At 73.4% G+C, this 16,696-nt stretch carries 12 protein-coding genes; all 12 read left to right on the top strand.

What is annotated here, in order from left to right; genetic code table 11:
* Positions 1-131: 131 nt before the first annotated feature.
* Positions 132-707 (top strand): sigma-70 family RNA polymerase sigma factor, encoded by a 576-nt coding sequence (locus ACIQOE_RS32285; protein WP_365557138.1) that lies wholly within the window; start codon positions 132-134, stop codon positions 705-707.
* A complete protein-coding gene (locus tag ACIQOE_RS32290) occupies positions 698-1,357 on the top strand; it encodes a hypothetical protein (protein ID WP_365557135.1) in 660 nt (219 codons plus the stop codon). Before ACIQOE_RS32285 ends, ACIQOE_RS32290 begins: the two co-directional genes overlap by 10 nt.
* A complete protein-coding gene (locus ACIQOE_RS32295) occupies positions 1,354-1,722 on the top strand; it encodes a hypothetical protein (RefSeq protein ID WP_351323357.1) in 369 nt (122 codons plus the stop codon). Before ACIQOE_RS32290 ends, ACIQOE_RS32295 begins: the two co-directional genes overlap by 4 nt.
* Before the next feature lie 505 nt (positions 1,723-2,227).
* A complete protein-coding gene (locus ACIQOE_RS32300) occupies positions 2,228-3,283 on the top strand; it encodes a ketoacyl-ACP synthase III family protein (RefSeq protein WP_401415200.1) in 1,056 nt (351 codons plus the stop codon).
* A 10-nt stretch (positions 3,284-3,293) separates the two neighbouring features.
* Entirely contained in the window at positions 3,294-4,424 is a 1,131-nt protein-coding gene (locus ACIQOE_RS32305) for an acyl-CoA dehydrogenase family protein (RefSeq protein ID WP_401415202.1), read from the top strand.
* Positions 4,421-5,854: an amino acid adenylation domain-containing protein gene (locus ACIQOE_RS32310; RefSeq protein ID WP_401415204.1), complete on the top strand. Its 1,434-nt coding sequence runs from the start codon at positions 4,421-4,423 to the stop codon at positions 5,852-5,854. The genes ACIQOE_RS32305 and ACIQOE_RS32310 overlap by 4 nt, the downstream gene beginning before the upstream one ends.
* Positions 5,851-6,597, top strand: a complete 747-nt coding sequence (locus ACIQOE_RS32315; protein WP_401415206.1) for a class I SAM-dependent methyltransferase — start codon at positions 5,851-5,853, stop codon at positions 6,595-6,597. The genes ACIQOE_RS32310 and ACIQOE_RS32315 overlap by 4 nt, the downstream gene beginning before the upstream one ends.
* On the top strand, positions 6,594-6,872 hold the full coding sequence (locus ACIQOE_RS32320; RefSeq protein ID WP_351323352.1) for an acyl carrier protein: 279 nt from the start codon (positions 6,594-6,596) through the stop codon (positions 6,870-6,872). The genes ACIQOE_RS32315 and ACIQOE_RS32320 overlap by 4 nt, the downstream gene beginning before the upstream one ends.
* Positions 6,873-6,897: 25 nt before the next feature.
* Complete coding sequence (locus ACIQOE_RS32325; RefSeq protein ID WP_401415208.1) at positions 6,898-8,247, top strand: NAD(P)/FAD-dependent oxidoreductase; 1,350 nt, start codon at positions 6,898-6,900, stop codon at positions 8,245-8,247.
* Between the two features lie 17 nt (positions 8,248-8,264).
* Complete coding sequence (locus ACIQOE_RS32330) at positions 8,265-8,945, top strand: HAD family phosphatase (RefSeq protein ID WP_362641286.1); 681 nt, start codon at positions 8,265-8,267, stop codon at positions 8,943-8,945.
* A 141-nt stretch (positions 8,946-9,086) separates the two neighbouring features.
* Positions 9,087-10,130, top strand: coding sequence for a ketoacyl-ACP synthase III family protein (locus ACIQOE_RS32335; protein WP_401415210.1), 1,044 nt, complete (start codon positions 9,087-9,089; stop codon positions 10,128-10,130).
* Positions 10,131-10,159: 29 nt separating this feature from the next.
* Entirely contained in the window at positions 10,160-16,651 is a 6,492-nt protein-coding gene (locus tag ACIQOE_RS32340) for an SDR family NAD(P)-dependent oxidoreductase (RefSeq protein ID WP_401415212.1), read from the top strand.
* The last annotated feature ends 45 nt before the right edge of the window (positions 16,652-16,696 follow it).

Here is a 16,696-nt window from a genome sequence, read left to right on the forward strand (position 1 = left end):
AGACACCTCGGTGGTCTCGTCACACCGTTGGACACATACGGCGGCGCATTTCTCACACCCGCCCGATGTGACACGCATCACATGCATATGCGTGGGTACCTGGCGATCCTGAGCCCTGTGCGGGAGTTGTCATGATCGAACGCACCGCCTCGACATGGCCGGAATGCGACCTGCCGGACGGCCTGCTGGCCGTACGCGCGGCCGAGGGCGACGAGGACGCGTTCGCCGTTCTCGTCCGACGGCACAGCCGGCCCCTCCTGACCCTCGCCCTCTGCATGCTCGGCAGCCCCCAGGATGCGGAGGACGCCGTGCAGGAGGCCTTCGTCAGCGCGTGGCGGCGGCTGCCCGAGTACCGGCACGGAGCGGAGTTCCGTACCTGGATGTACCGGATCACCGTCAACCGCTGCCTCACCATGCGCGGGCGACGGCCGGCACCCCTCCCGCTGGGCACCGCGGCCGAACCCGTGGCGGGCGACGCGTGGAGCCAGCCCGAACGGGTCGCCGAACAGGACGCGGCCGCCGCCGACCTGACCCGCGCCCTCGCCGGACTCGACGCCGGCCAGCGGATCTGCTGGATCCTCAGAGAGGTGCAAGGCTTGCCCTACAAGGAGATCGCTCACGTGACGCGGACCTCCGAACCCACGGTCCGCGGAAGACTGTTCAGGGCACGCCGATCCCTCCAGGAGGCGATGGGCCCATGGCGCTAGACCGCCCGTACACCCGCCCTTCCGGACCGCCCGAGGCCGACGGCACCCGCATCGAATCGGCCACCCGCGACACACCCCCGCTCCCGGGGGACGAACGGCTGCCCTGCGGCCGCCTCCTCAGCCAGGTCTGGGAACAGGCCCGGGACGACGCGTCGGCCGCGGACCCGCACCTGCGGACCTGCCCGCACTGCCGCGAGGCCGTGGAGGGGCTGGCGGCGGTGGACGCGGCCACCCGGGCGCTGCGCGCGACGGACCCGCCCGGACTGCGCGCGCTCGCCGACCGGGTCATGGCCGCCGTCAGGGCGGAGGCGAGACTGGGACGGCTGCTGCGCCTGGCCGACCCGGACCGGGACCTGCGGATCGCCGAGAGCGCGGCGGCGAAGATCCTGCGGCGGGCCGCGGACACGGTCCCCGGCACGCGGGCGGCGGCCTGCCGGCTCGCGCCCGCGGGTGCGGGCCTCGACGTCCTCGTGACCATGACCGTGGCCGCAGCCCTCGGCCGTCCGCTGCCCGAGACCGTGCACCGGGTACGCGAAGCGGTCCTCCGATCGGCCGCCCAGGACCTGGGACTCGCCGTGGCGGCCGTCGACATCGACGTGGTCGACGTCCTGGAGCCGTGGCCGCGGCACGTCGGCGGCGGTGCGCCGTGACCACCGCAGGCCCGGCCGCGCTCGTCGGTGTCGCGGCCGACGCGGCCCTCGCCGTTCCCGGCGTGACCGGCCTGCCGCCCCGGCTGGCCCGCCGCCTGGCGGCAGCCGCCGTGCCCGCCCGGACGTACACCACGTCCCGCCACGCACCGCCCGAGGCGGGCGTCCGAGCCGAGCGGGCCGCCGACGGTTCGGGGTGGAGGGTCGAGGTGCGGTGCTCCCTCGCCGAGGGCCGGCGGCCGCTGGACGTCGCCCGGGACGTCCACGACCGGGTGCGCGCCGCGCTCGCCTCCCGCCTCGCGGCCGCCGAGCGGGTCACCGTCACGGTCACCGTGACCCGCGTCGCCGCCCGCGACGACAGGGCATGAGGGAGCCCTCCGCGCGGTGCGGCCGGCCCGCTCGGCTTCCGGTCCCCGTGCGGGCGGACGCCGCGGAGACCGTGGCGCCGTTCGACCTTCTAAAGGTCCTCACGCGAACCACCCGTCGTTTTAAACCTCGATGCCCTCGATGTGCCCTTATCGCCTCGCTCATGTCGTCAGCATCTTGACGCACACTGAAACGGAGTGCACCCTTACTCGAAGGAATTCACACCCCTGCCGGATCATGACGGGTTTCGAGAGTTTGGCGCATGAGCGGGTCGACGCTCAAAAGATTCCCACCCGCTTCTCACCGACAGCATGGTGCACCCTCCGGACGACCGACGACACGGTTCGATCCGTAAGAGGCCGACACCTTCTCCCACCAATTCCTTACTCTTTCCCACCCCGACGGAAAACGTTGTCACCACGCGCGGAATTGCGATTCCGCGCGCCCTCGACCATTACCTGAGCAGTTCTTCACGACACGCGAACGAGAGAGATTCCGGGGTGGGTCATGAAAGCGTCCGATGTGCTGATCAGCGGGCTGGGAGCATATCTGCCCGACCGGGTTCCGATGGGATGGGCGATCGAACGCGGACTGATCGACCGGGCCGCAGCCGAGGCGTACGGCATCACCAGCGTCACCGTCGCGGGCGAGGTGCCCGCCCCCGAGATGGCGGTACGGGCCTGCCGCGAGGCGCTCGACCGGGCCGGCCAGGACCCCGCGGACCTGAGCCTGCTCCTCTACGTCAGCGTGTGGTACCAGGGCCCCCACGGCTGGTGTCCGCAGTACTACGTGCAGCGGCACACGGGCGCCGGCCGGGCGACCGCGGCCGAGCTGCGGCAGGGCTGCATGGGCATGTTCTCGGCCCTGGAACTCGCGGCCGGCCACCTCATGGCGTCCGCCGACCACGAGGCCGCACTGGTCACCTCCGCCGACAACTTCACCTCCGACCTGCTGGAACGCTGGCGCTTCAGCCCGCACTTCGTCATGGGCGACGCCGGCTCCGCCGTGGTCCTGAGCCGCCGGCAGGGCTTCGCCCGGCTCAAGTCCGTCAACGCGATCACCCTTCCCGAGTACGAAGCCATGCACCGCGGGCCCGAGCCGCTGTTCCCGCCGGGAGCCGGCCGGCCGGGCAAGCTCGACTTCGGCGACTCCAAGGACCGCTGGCTGGACGGCCCGGACCGGGACCCGGCAGGACCGCTGAAACTCGTGGCGGCACAGGACGAACTCGTCAGCCGCACCCTCGACGAATCCGGGATCACGATGGACGACGTCACCCGCGTCGCCTATGCCAACGGGTCGCGGGAACGCGTCGAAGGACGCGCGATGATACCGCTGGGCCTGCCGATGTCCCTTTCCACCTGGGAACAGGGACGCACCGTCGGGCATATCGGTGCCAGCGATCAGATGGTGGCCCTCGAACAACTCCTGCTCTCCGGTGAACTGGGACCCGGGGACCATTTCCTGATGCTCGGCGTCGGGCCCGGACTCAATATCGCGTGCGCCGTGATCGAGGTCATCGACACCCCGCACTGGGCCGCCGCCCGTCCGGCCGCCGCTTCCTGAAAGGTGCCTCATGGATTTCAGCCCGAGTGCTGAACAGCAGCGGCTATACGACCACATAAGGACGGCCGCGCGAGAACTTCTCCCGGAATCCTCACCCGCTGAATTCCGCAAGAATTCCTGGCAGAAGATGGCCGTTCTGGGATTGGTGGGAGCGGCCGTGCCGCAGGAGCACGGCGGAGCGGGACTGGGTGCCCTGGACACCGCGCTGCTGTTCGAGGGCGCGAGCGCGGGCGGCGCGGACACCGGGCTGCTGTTCGCCGCCGGGGCCCACCTCTTCGCCTGCGTGCGGCCGGTGCTGGAGTTCGCGCTCCCGCAGACCCGCAAGGCTCTGCTCCCGGCCCTGTGCTCGGGCGAGTGGATCGCGGGCAACGCCATGACGGAACCGGACGCGGGCTCGGACGTCTCCCGGCTCGCGACCACGGCGACCAGGGTCGACGGCGGATACCTCCTCGACGGGACCAAGAGCTTCATCAGCAACGGCCCGGTCGCCGACCTCTACGTCACCTACGCGACCACGGACCCGGCCGGCGGCTACTTCGGCACCACCGCGTTCGCCGTGGACCGCGACTCCCCCGGGCTGGTCGCCGGCGAGCCGCTCGACAAGTCCGCGCTGACCGCCTGCCAGGCCGGCGAGGTGCGGTTCGACCGGTGCTTCGTCCCGGACGAACGGGTGCTGGGCAGCCCGGGCCAGGGGCAGTTGGTGTTCCAGACGTCGATGCTGTGGGAGCGTTCCTGCCTGTTCGCGATCTATCTGGGCCAGCAGGAACGCCTCATCGGGCGCTGCGTCGACCACGTGCGGAACCGCAGGCAGTTCGGCAGGCGGCTCGCCGACCTCCAGCCGGTCGCGGACCGGCTCGCGGACATGCGGCTGCGGCTGGAGAGCGGACGGCTCCTGCTCCGCCGGGCCTGCGCCGGGATCGACGAGGGCGAGGACCCCGCGCTCTGGGTGGCCATGGCGAAACTCGCGGTCTCCGAGGCCGCGGTCGCCACCTCGCTGGACGCCGCCCGGATCTTCGGCGGGCGTGCCTTCCTGACGGAGTACGGGATCGAGGAACAGGTGCGCGACGCGGCCCCGGCCACCACCTTCTCCGGCACATCGGACATCCAACGGCAGCTGATCGCACGGGAGATGGGACTGTGAGCCTGTACAGCCCGGTCATCGAGGCCGCCGCCCGGACACCGGACGCGCTCGCCGTCCGCGACCTGACCGCCCAGCTGCGCTACGGCGAACTCGACGCCCGCGCGGACATCTTCCTCACCGCGCTGCGCGGTCGCGGCGTGCGCCCCGGCGACCGCGTGCTGGTCTGGACGGACAAGACGCCCGAGGCGGTGGCCGTCGCCCAGGCGGTGTTACGGTGCGGGGCGATCCACGTCCCGGTGCCACGGAGCAACCCTCCGGGGCGGGTCGCCAGGATCGCCGCGGACGCCCGCCCGGCCCTGATCGTCACCGACCACGACGACCGTGTCCCCGGCGCCGTCCACGCCCCCTGCGCGGAACTCCGCCGCGAAGGAGCGCACGGCTCGCCCGCCGCCCCGCACCCGGTCCTGCCGTCCGACCCGGCGTACATCCTCTACACCTCGGGATCGACGGGGACGCCGAAGGGTGTCTGCGTGAGCCACGAGGCCGCGCTCGCCTTCGTCGACTGGGCCTGCCGGGAGCTGCGTCTGACCGCGGTGGACCGGCTCGCCAACCATGCCGCATTCAGCTTCGACCTGTCGGTCCTCGACCTCTACGGCGCCTTCCGGGCCGGCGCCTCCGTGCACCTGGTCGGCGACACGCTCGGCCGGGCCGCGGAACCGCTCGTCGACTTCGTGCTGGAGAGCGGGATCACGGTCTGGTACTCGGTGCCCTCCGCGCTGGTGCTCATGGCCGAGTACGGCGAGCTGCTGGAGCGCGGACCGGGAGCGCTGCGCGCCTGCGTCTTCGCGGGCGAACGGTTCCCGCTGAAGCCGCTCAAGGACCTGCGCCGGGCCTGGCCGGAGGTCCGTCTGCTCAACTGGTACGGCCCGACGGAGACCAACGTGTGCACCTCCTACGAGGTGACGGCCGCCGATCTCGCCCGGACCACGGACATCCCCATCGGCGCGCCCGCCGCCGGGGACACCGTGTCCCTGGAGGACGGCGAGATCGTGGTCGGCGGCCCGACCGTCATGCTCGGCTACTGGGGCGCACGGCCGCAGACCGGACCGTACCGTACGGGTGACCTCGGCCGGTACGACGCCGACGGCCTGCTGGAGTACCGGGGCCGGATCGACGACATGGCGAAGGTGCGCGGCCACCGGGTCGAGCCGGCCGAGGTGAGCGGCGTGCTGGTGACCCACGAGACGGTGCGTGACGCGGTGGTGCTCGTCGTGGGCAGCGGTCTGGACACGCGGTTGCACGCCGTCGTGGTCCCGGCGGCCGGCTCCGCGCCCGAGCTGGCGCAACTGCGGCGGCACTGCTCGGACTTCCTGCCGCCGTACATGATCATCGACGGGCTGCACACCGTCCCCGGCTTTCCCCGCACCGCGAACGGAAAGGTCGACCGTGCCGCGCTCGGCGACCTGGTGACCGAAGGAGCCGCCGTATGACGGGCGCGGTCTGGGACGCCTTCTGGTCCACGCTGCCGGCCGAGCCCGGAGCCGCCCTGTGGGACTCGTCGCCGCGGCTGACCGCGGCCCGGCACCTGCCGCTCTTCCGCCACCACGCCGACCCCGCGCTGCCCCTCGTCGACCTCGGGTGCGGCAGCGGACGCCAGACACAGTGGCTGGCCCGGCACTTCGGGCGGGTCGTCGGACTGGACATCGCCGAAGCCGCAGTGGACCTGGCCGCCGCGTCGCACGCGGCACCCAACGTCGTCTACCGCCGCGCCGACCTGCTCGACCGGGACACCGCGGCGGCGGTGCGCGCGGACCTCGGCGACGCCAACGTCTACATGCGCGGTGTGCTGCACCAGCTCGCCCCGGACGACCGCACCGGGATGCTGGCGACCATCCGGCTGCTGCTCGGCGCGACCGGCGTCCTGTTCGCCCAGGAGCTGACCGAGCGCACCGGCTGGTACGTCGCCGAACTGCTCGCCGGCGGAGCCGACTTGCCGAAGACGGCCGGGCTCGCCGCCCACTTCGACTTCGGCGCCCGTATCGCGCCCGCCCACGACGGGCGCCTGCGGCTGCTGTTCGAGGACAACGGATTCGACGTCGTCGCCGACGGCGACATCGCCCTGCACACCACGGAACGCACCCCTGACGGCCGGCCGCTGGAACTGCCCACGAGGTACGTCGTGGCCCGCGCGTCGGCACCGCTCCGACACCACCCGGAGGAACCGCAACCATGACCGACCTTGACCGCGCGACGCTGCTCGACGGGCTGCTCCGCTACGTGCGAGAGGAACTCGCGACGGGCGTGCCGTCCGATCGGATCGGCGTCGACAGCCCGCTGCTGGAGCTGGGGGTGCTGGACTCGGTGCGCACCGCCCGTCTGCTCGCGCACATCCGCACCACGTACGGCGTGCGCGTGCCGCCCGTCCACATGACCGGTGAGCACTTCCGCACGCTGGAGACGATCACCGACCTGATCCTGCTCCTCCGGTCGCAGACCGCCTCCCTCTGAACACCTCGCGCTGACAGGAGCACAGATGACGTACGCCTACGACATCGGCATCATCGGCGGCGGACCGGCCGGTTCGACCGCCGCGTCCTACCTGGCCAAGGCAGGTCTGTCGGTCGCGGTCTTCGACAGCGAGTTCTTCCCGCGCGAGCACGTGGGCGAGTCCCTGGTGCCGGCGACCACGCCGGTACTGCTGGAGATCGGCGCGATGGACAAGATCGAGGCGGCGGGTTTCCCGCGCAAGTACGGAGCCGCCTGGACGTCGGCCAACGCGGACGACGTGGACCCGCTCGGCTTCCAGGTCCACGACCACGGCCTGGGAGCGGCCGACGTGCTGTTCAACGAGCGCGACCAGCTCGGCGTCGACCGCGACTACACCTTCCACGTCGACCGCGGGCGGTTCGACCACATCCTGCTCAAGCACGCGGAGAGCCTGGGGGCGAAGGTGTTCTCCGGCGTGCGGGTGCGCGGTGTGGACTTCACCGAGCCCGACCGTCCGGTGCTGCGGGCCGGTCTGGGCGGCACGACCGCCGAGGTGCCGGTGCGGATGGTCGTCGACGCCAGCGGGCGCGGCACCGTGCTGGGCCGGCAGCTGAAGGTCAAGGTGCCCGATCCGGTGTTCAACCAGTACGCCGTGCACAGCTGGTTCGAAGGGCTCGACCGCGAGGCCCTGGCGAACGACGAGAACCAGGCCGAGTACATCTTCATCCACTTCCTGCCGCTCAGTGACACCTGGGTGTGGCAGATCCCGATCACCGACACCATCACGTCGGTCGGCGTCGTCACGCAGAAGTCCCGGTTCCGCGAGGGCAAGGACGACCTGGAGGGGTTCTTCTGGGACTCGGTGGCCAGCAGGCCGCTTCTGCACGACGCCCTGAAGCAGACCTCCAGGGTCCGGCCGTTCAAGGCCGAGGGCGACTACAGCTACGGCATGACCAAGGTGTGCGACGACTCGATGGTGATGATCGGCGACGCCGCCCGGTTCGTCGACCCCATCTTCTCCAGCGGGGTCAGCGTCGCCATGAACAGCGCCCGGCTGGCCTGCGCCGACATCGTCGCCGCCGCCGAGGCCGGTGACTTCAAGGCGGCCCGGTTCGAGAACTACGTGACGAAGCTGCGGCGCGGCGTCTCCAGCTGGTACGAGTTCATCTCCATCTACTACCGCCTGAACATCCTGTTCACCGCTTTCGTCCAGGACCCCCGCTACCGCATCGACGTCCTGAAACTGCTCCAGGGCGACGTCTACGACGAGCAGGAGCCGGCCGCGCTGACGGCGATGCGCGAGTTCATCGCCGCGGTGGAGGCCGACCCCACCCACCTCTGGCACCCTCTGCTCGGAAAGATGAAGGTGTCGCTCAGCTCCCGGGCACTGTTCTGACCGCGCCGTGGGCGGTCCTGTTCGACATGGACGGAACGCTCGTCGACACCGAAGTCCTGCTCCTCGAAGCGCTGTCGGCGGTGCTCGCCGCGTCGGGTGTGCCGGCTTCGGCGATCCGTCCGGAGGAGCTGCGGGGGCGGGCCGTCGAGGAGAACCTGACCCGGCTGAGCGGCCTGATGCGATCGCCGATGCCGCCGCGCGAGCTGTACGCGCGCGTCGGTGACCGCATGCTCGGCCGGATGCGCGCCGGTGTCGCTCCGCTGCCCGGCGCCGTCGGGCTGCTCGGGTCGCTGCGCCGGGCGGGCGTTCCGTGCGCGCTGGTGTCGTCCTCGTACCGGGCGATGGTGGACGCGGTCCTGCCCTCGCTGGGTGCGGCCGGGTTCGCCGCGACCGTGGCGGGTGACGAGGTGCGGCGCCCGAAGCCCGACCCGGAGGGCTATCTCACCGCGGCGGCGCGGCTCGGTGTCGCGCCGGGGAACTGTGTCGTCGTCGAGGACTCGTCGGCCGGACTCCGGTCGGGACTGGCCGCCGGGTGCGTGACCGTCGCGGTCGCGCCGACTGCGCAGCCGGTGGCCCTCACGGTCGCGGGCCTGACCGGGCTGACCGTGGACCGGCTGGCGCGCCTGGCGGCGACCGGGTCCCGCGGCGCCGGCAGCCGCGCCCCGGCCCCCGCGGACCGGCACCGCCCGGCGTCGTAGGCCCCGCGCGGCCACCGGGGTGCGGCAACCCGCCGGCCTCGTCCGATCCTTCAGGAAAGAGTGGTGTTCCACCGTGACCAGAGCCTGCCCCGCACGCCTCCCGCGGGTCCCGGCGCGCCTGCGCCCCACCGGGACGCCCGCATGAAGCCGGCCGACGTCTTCCTCGCCGGTCTCGGCTGCTGGCTGCCGGACGCCTACCCGGCGTCCGAAGCGGTCGCCGCGGGCCTGTACGACGCCACGGTCTTCGCCGAGAGCGGTCTGCGCGGTGTGCTGGTCGCCGGGGCCGAGTCACCGCCCGAGATGGCCGTGCGGGCCGCGCGCACGGCGCTCGAACGTTCCCCTGGCGGACCCGGTTCGATCGGTACCGTCCTGCACGGCGCGACGTTCTTCCAGGGTCCCGAGATGTGGTCGCCTTCGGCGTACATCATGCGGGAGCTGGGCATCGCCGGAGCCGGCGGCACCGAGATCCGCAACGGGTGCAACAGCATGCTGACCGGCGTGGAGCTGGCCGCCGGCCTGCTGCCGTACCAGTCGGAGAGCCGTCCCGACATCCTGCTCACCACGGCGGACAACTTCGGCTCGCCGCTGTTCAACCGGTGGGACAGCGGGCCGATGGGTGTGATCGCCGCCGACGCGGCCAGCTCCGTCGTGGTCAGCCGGGAGGCCGGCTTCGCCCGTGTCGAGGCGGTCGTCTCCCGGGTGTACCCGGAGTTCGAGGCGATGGCGCGCGGCGACGAACCGCTGTTCCCGCCCACCGGATCCGCCGGCCGGCGCATCGACACCGTGGAGCGCGCCCAGCAGTTCAACGAACGGGTGCGCGAGGTCGGCGGGACGAGCATCGCCGACGGCATCGCGAAGGCCTGTTCCGAGACCGCGCTGGCCGCCCTGGACGAGGCAGGTGTCAAGCCCTCGGAACTGCGCTGGGTCCTGGTGCCCAACGGCGACGAGGCGACCACCCGCAACTGCGTCATGGAACCGCTCGGTCTCGAGGTGGCCCAGTCCCAGTGGGAGTTCGGCCTCGGAATCGGACACGCCTCGTCCAGCGACCAGTTCATCGCGCTCGACCATCTGCTGCGCACCGGCCGGCTCGACGCGGGCGACCACGTCCTGCTGTTCGGCGGCGCTCCGGGCTGGTCCGCCATGGCCGTCGTCCTGACCATCACCGAACAGCCGTCCTGGACCTAGGAACTGACGACGCCGACAGGAGGTGCCGCGTGACCGCGCAGCAACAGGATCCGGCCGCCCCGCAGCCGATCGCCATCGTGGGAATGGCATGCGAGTTTCCCGGCGCCGACGGCGTCGGGCCGTTCTGGCGGATGCAGCTCGACGGGGTGGACGCCACCTCGGACGTCCCCGCCGACCGGTTCCCCATCGACGTGTTCCACGATCCCCGCCCGCGCACGCCCGGCCGGATCATCAGCCGCCGCGGCGGCTTCCTGCAAGACATCCGGGGTTTCGACGCCCACTACTTCGGCATCTCGGGCCGCGAGGCCGGCCACATGGATCCGCAGCAGCGGCTGCTCCTGCAGACGGCCGCCGCGGCCGTGCGGGACGCCGGACTGACCCTGGACGAGCTGGCGGGCAGCCCGACCGCGGTCGTCGTCGGGCAGCGGACCGCCGAGTACTGGGACCTGCTGCGGGCGGCCGGGGCGCTGGACATCTACGCCAACACCGGCACGTCCCGCAGTGTGCTCTCCGGCCGTCTGTCGTTCTTCTTCGATCTGCGCGGGCCCAGCACCTCCGTCGACACCGCCTGCTCGTCCTCGCTGGTGGCCGTGCACCAGGCGTGCGCCGCGCTCCGCGGCGGGGAGGCGACCCTCGCGCTGGCCGCGGGCGCCAACCTGGTCCTCACGCCGGAGGAGAGCATCACGTTCTCCCAGGCCGACATGCTCTCCGCGGACGGCCGGTGCAAGTTCGGCGCCGACGACGCCGACGGGTTCGTGCGCAGCGACGGCATCGGTGTCGTCGTCCTCAAGACGCTCGCCAGGGCCGAGGCGGACGGCGACCGGGTGCACGCGGTCATCCACGGCTCGGCGGTCGAGAACGAGGGACGCAGCAGCGGATACCTCATGACGCCCTCGCAGACCGCGCAGATCGACACCATGCGGCACGCCTGCGCGCGGGCGGGCGTGGAACCGCGCGCCGTCGGGTTCGTGGAGGCGCACGGCACCGGCACGCCCACCGGCGACCCGATCGAACTGCGCAGCCTGGACGCGGTCTACGGCAGCGGCGCGGGCCGCACGTCCGCGGACCCCCTGCTGGTGGGCTCCGTGAAGACGAACATCGGGCACACCGAGGCGGCCGCCGGCATCGCGGCGCTCATCAGGGCGGCGCAGTGCGTGGCGTCCGGCGTCGTCCCGCCCAGCCTGCACAGCGCCCGGCTGACCGACGCGGTGGACTGGGACGGCATGGCGCTGGAGATCCCGCAGTCGGCCCGGGAGTGGGGCCGCGACGGCGCCGTGCGGTACGCCGCCGTCAGCTCGTTCGGCATCTCCGGCACCAACGCCCATGTCGTCCTAGGCGAGCACCGGCCCGCTGCGGCGGCGCCGCCGGACGACGAGCCGCGCCCCCACCTGCTCGCGCTGTCCGCGCAGACGCCCGCCGCGCTGCGCGAACTCGCCTCCGCCTACGCGGACTTCCTCTCACCCGACGGAGCGGGCCGCGGCCACGCCCTGCGCGACGTCAGCTACGGCACCCTGGCCCGCAGCACCCACCACCGGCACCGCATGACCGTCCTCGCCACCGGACACGACGAGGCCGTACGGCAGTTGCGCGACGGCCGGCCGATCGTCGCGGCACGGCCGGGCGCACGGTGGCGGACCGTCTTCGTGTTCCCCGGCCAGGGTTCCCAGTGGTCCGGGATGGGGCGGCGGCTGCTGCGCACCTCCGCGGTCTTCCGGGAGGCGGTCGAGGAGTGCGACCGGCACGTCCGCGCCGAACGCGGCTGGTCCGTGGTCGAGCGGCTGACCGGCGGCGACGAGGCGGACTGGCCCATCGACGTCGTCCAACCGCTGCTGTGGGCCGTCGAGGTGGGCCTGGCCGCGCTGTGGCGGTCGTGGGGCGTCACCCCGGACGTCGTGATCGGTCACAGCATGGGCGAGGTCGCCGCCGCCTGCGCCGCGGGAGCGCTCACCGTGGCCGACGGCGCGGCCGTCATCTGCCGCCGCAGCGCCCTGCTCAGGAGGATCGCCGGCACCGGATCGATGGCCGCGGTCGACCTGCCCGCCGACGAGCTGCGAAGGGAACTCGCCGACGTGCCCGACGTCGACGTCGCGGTGAGCAACGGCCCGCGGCGCACGATCGTCTCGGGCCGTACCGCGGCGGTGGAGAAGGTGCTGAGCGCGCTGGCCGAACGGGACGTCTTCACCAGGACCGTCAAGGTCGACGTGGCCTCGCACAGCAGCCACGTCGACCCGTTGCTGGACGAGTTGCGCACCGCACTGGAGTCGATCAGGCCGCGCGAGGGCCGCACCCCGCTGCGCTCGACGGTGACCGGAGCCCTGCTGACCGGCGCGGAACTGGACGCGGGCTACTGGGTCCGCAACCTCCGCGACGAGGTCCGCTTCCACGCGGCCGTGGAGGCCGAGACCGCCGGCTGCGAGGCGGCGGCCGTGGTCGAGATCAGCCCGCACCCGGTCCTCGCGTCGGCGGTGAAGGAGTGTCTGCCCGCGGAGCGCACGGGCGACCTGGTGGTGCCGTCGCTGCTGCGGGACACCGACGAGCCGACCGCGCTGCTCACGTCGGTCGGCCAGCTCCACCAGGCCGGGTACCCGGTGCGGTGGGGCGCGCTGTTCGACGGTCCGGCCGCGTGGACGGGACTGCCCGCCTACCCCTGGCAGCGCACCGAGTTCTGGTTCGCGCCGGACGCCGGACCGGCCGCCGAACCCGCCCCGGCCGGGCACCCGCTGCTGGGCGCGCACACGGTCCTCGACGACGGCACCCACCGCTGGGAGGGAACCGTCGACCTGGACCGCAACGCCTACCTCCTGGACCACCAGGTGCAGGGGCTGGTCATCCTGCCCGGCACCGCCTACCTGGAGCTGGCGGTGGCGGCCGCCGCCGAGGCCGTCGGCACGGACGTCGTCGTCGGGGACGTCCGATACGACAAGGCGCTCTTCCTCGGCGCCGGGGAGCCGGTCCGGCTGCGGGTGACCCTCGGGCCGGACGGGCGGGGATGGTCCTTCGACGTCGCCACCGCCGAGGCCGCCGGCGACGGCACCGGGTGGACCCGGCACGCGCACGGCCGCGTCGAGGAGGCGCCCGCCGGCACCCGCATGCTCGGCGTCCCCGAGGACCCGCCCCGCCGGATCGCCGAACGGGTCCCGGACCATTTCACCGGCGCCGAGTTCTACCGCCGGTTCGCCGCCCGCGGCAACGACTGGCACGGTGTCTTCCGCGGCATCGGTCAGGTGTGGCGGAGCGACACCGAGGCGCTGGCCGAGATCACCGTCCCGGCGGACCTCGCGGGCGAGGACCGGCACCATGTCCATCCGGCGGTGCTGGACGCCTGCGGACAGGTGCTCGCGGCCACCCTGCCGGACACCGCCCAGCCCGGCGACCAGCACGCCTTCGTGCTGGGCTCCATCGACGCCTTCCGCCGGTACGCGCCGCTCACCGGGACGTTGTACAGCCATGCGGTGCAACGGGAGCTGACCGCCGACTCGTTCAGCGGTGACGTCGTCGTCCGCGACGAACGGGGCACCCTGCTGGCGGAGTTCCGCGGCCTGCGGATCCGCTGGCTGGTGCGCCGGGAGGAGTCCGGCGCCCCGGCCGACTGGCTCTACCGGCCGCGCTGGCTGCCGGCCGCGCCGCCCGCTCCCGCGCCGGAAACGGCCGCAGGAGCCTGGCTGGTGCTGGACGACGAGGAGTTCGGGCCGCGGCTCGCCCCGGCGGGCGGCGCGCGGATCCTCGTACGGCCCGGCGACAGGTACGAGCGGAGTGCCGACGGAACGTACCGCATCGACCCGTCCCGTCTGGACGACTACGCCCGGCTGCTGCACGAGGTCCGCCGCGAGCACCCCGGGGGCGTCGCCGCCGTCGTGCACCTGTGGAGCCTGCGGAAGCCGCGGCCGGTGGGAGAGGTCCCGCTGGGCCTCGGCAGCGCGCTGCTGCTGGAGCGGGCGCTGTCCACGGCCCGGTGGGACGGCGACCTGCCCCGGCTCGCTCTCGTCACCCGGGGCGCCGAGACGGTCCTGGACACGGACCCGGTCCCGGATCCCGAGCAGTCCGCCGTGTGGGGCTTCGGGCGTACGGCGGCGAGCGAGCTGTCCGTGGTCCCGCACACCCTCGTCGATCTGGATCCGGCCCGGGGCGCGGAACAGGCCGATGCGCTGGCCCGGGAGATCGCGGCCGGTGACGGGACCGAGGACCAGACGGCGCTGCGCGCCGGCGCGCGGTACGTCCTGCGGCTGCACCGCAGCGCACCGGCGGCCGGGTCCGACGACGTCACCGAGATCGTGCCGGGCGGCGAGCACGGCGCGCACCCGGTGCGCGCGGTCTCCGCGGCACGGCCGCCGGCCGCCGACGAGGTGCGAATAGCCGCCGCCTACGGCGCGGTGGCCCTGCGCGACGCGCTCCGGGCGGCCGGGGACCCGACGGAACGGGACGGTGGCGGACGGCTGGGCCGGGAGACGTCCGGCGTGGTGACGGCCGTCGGCACCGACGTGCGGGGACTGGCGGCGGGCGACCGCGTGGTCGCCCTCGTCCGGCCGGGACTGGCCACGCACGTCCTCGCCGATCGGCGGCTGACCCACCGGCTGCCCGACTCGCTCGGCCTCGCCGAGGCCGCCGCCCTGCCGCTCCCCTATCTGACCGCCTGGTACGGCCTGATGGAACTGGCCGCGCTGCGCGAGGGGGAGAAGGTCCTCATCCACTCGGCGACCGGCGGTGTGGGGCTGGCCGCGATCCAGGTGGCGCGGTGGCGCGGCGCCGAGATCCACGCGACGGCGGGCAGCGCGAGGCGGCGGGCCCTGCTGCGGGCGATGGGCGTCGCCCATGTCGCCGACTCCCGGGGCGACTTCGCCGGTCCGCTGCTGGAACTGACCCAGGGCACGGGCATGGACGTCGTCCTCGGCTCCTCGACCGGGACGGCCGTCGACCAGAACCTCGGCGTGCTCGCGCCGTACGGGCGTTACGTGGACCTCGCCGAGCGGGACGCGTCCGGCACCGGATCGACGGGGCCTGGCGGTGGCCTGCCGCGCAACGGTTCCTACCGTCACCTCGACATCGACGCCTTCTGCCGCGAGCGTCCCGAGCGTGCCGGGGCGCTGCTCGGCCGGGTGCTGCGCCTGGTCGAGGCCGGTGAACTCGCGCCGCTGCCCGCCGAGGTGTACCCGCTGGAGGAGGCCGGCCGTGCCTTCGACGACATCCTCGGGGCCCGTCAGGTCGGCAGGGTGCTGGTGGACCTGCGGACGCCCGCCGTGGAGCGGCCCGCGCCGGAACCGACGCGGCTGCGGCCGGACGCCACCTACCTGGTGACCGGCGGCGCGGGCGGCCTGGGTTCCGAACTGGCCCGCTGGCTGGTCGCACGCGGTGCCAGGAATCTGCTGCTCACCGGCCGCTCGGTGCCCGGCACGGCGTCACCGTCGGGTGCCGCCCTGTCCGGTCTGCTGGAGGACCTGCGCGGCCGGGGCGCCGACGTCCAGTACGCGCCGGTCGACGCGGCGGACGAACGGTCGATGCGCCGGCTGGTCGACGTCCGCGCCGCCGCGGGCCACCCGCCGGTGCGGGGCGTCTTCCACACCGCCGGTGTGTTCATGTACAAGCCGATCGGCGACACCACGCTGCGCGACCTGGAGGCCGTGCTGCGGCCGAAGCTGGAGGGCGCCCGGGTCCTGGACCGGCTCTTCGAGGACGGCCTGGATCACTTCGTCCTGTTCTCCTCCGGGAACGCCCTGCTGGCCTCGCCCCACGTCGCGGCGGCCGCCGCGGCCAACGCGGGCCTCGACGCCGTCGCCCGCGGCCGCCGCGGCCGAGGCCGTACGGCACTGTCCGTGAACTGGGGCTTCTGGACCGACCGGGGCATGGCCGCGCGAGCGGGCGCCGACCTCGGACGTGACCTGATGCCGCGCGGCATGAGCGGGTTCACGTCCGCGGAGGGGCTCGCGGTGCTGGACCATCTCCTGGCCACCGGGGCGGGCGACACCCTGGTCATGCCGGTGGACTGGGCGCGCTGGCGGGACACCTACCCGGCGGCGGCCGCCTCGCCGTTCCTGCGGGACGTCATCAACGGCACGCCCGCGCCTCCCGTCGCGGCACCCGCGCGTCCGGTCACGACACCCTTGCGTCCGCTCACGACTGCCACGCGTTCGGTGACGCCGACCGCGCCTCCCGCACCGCCCGTTCCTCCCCTGGCGGCGGTGCCCGCGCCGCCGCGGAGCCCGGCCCGGCCGGTACCGCTCGCGTCCTTCGCTCCGCCGCAGGAACCCGCGGCGGCCACCGCGCCGGATTCCGGCGGCGAACCGGCTGCCGCGGACCGGGCGACGCTGTTCCGGGACGGCATCGCGGCCATCCTCCGTGTCGACTCCGAACTCCTCGACCCGGAAATGGACCTGACCAGCCAGGGCCTCGACTCGCTGATGGCGGCCCAGCTGCGGCAGCAGGTGCAGCGCTCGCACGGAGTGCTGCTGCCGGTCGGCAAGATCCTCAGCCGCGCGACACTGCGGGAGCTGACGGACCATCTGCTCGCGGCCGCCCCGGCCGAGTAGGGCCCCTCCGGGCACGACCCTGCGCCGGGCCCGAGGCCGGCGCAT

Source organism: Streptomyces sp. NPDC091282, from assembly GCF_044757385.1.
GTDB classification, from domain to species: Bacteria; Actinomycetota; Actinomycetes; order Streptomycetales; family Streptomycetaceae; genus Streptomyces; species Streptomyces gramineus.